Annotated in this window: 1 pseudogene; it reads left to right on the plus strand. The window is 49.8% G+C overall.

Annotation, left to right across the window (positions count from 1 at the left end):
* Window positions 1-270, plus strand: a pseudogene (locus tag DWW52_RS21295) (transposase); the annotation flags it as partial.
* Window positions 271-327: the final 57 nt, after the last annotated feature.

The following is a 327-nucleotide window of genomic DNA, read 5'->3' on the forward strand; positions in this document are numbered from 1 at the left end:
ATCTATTCCTCGTGCAAGTCCGTGCCGGGTGCGAGGCTTAAACTCGCCTTGTGGTACAATCAAGTGAACGAGGCGGGGTTTCACTCTTTCAATTCCGTGGCGGCTTCCGTGTTCGCGCACTCGACGAGGATTTTGAACTTTTTCAACAACAGGAGTACCAACGCTTCCGCCGAGTCCTTTAACGCCAAGCTCAAGGCCTTCAGGGCCCAGTTCAGGGGTGTGCTTGACATCAAGTTTTTTCTCTTTAGAGTCGCGAAGATTTTCGCGTGAAAAGAAGCGGGGAAAATTACAAAGAACAAAAGGTCCACCTAATTTTTCACGTGAGCC

Source organism: Odoribacter sp. AF15-53 (assembly GCF_003479425.1).
Lineage (GTDB): Bacteria > Bacteroidota > Bacteroidia > Bacteroidales > Marinifilaceae > Butyricimonas.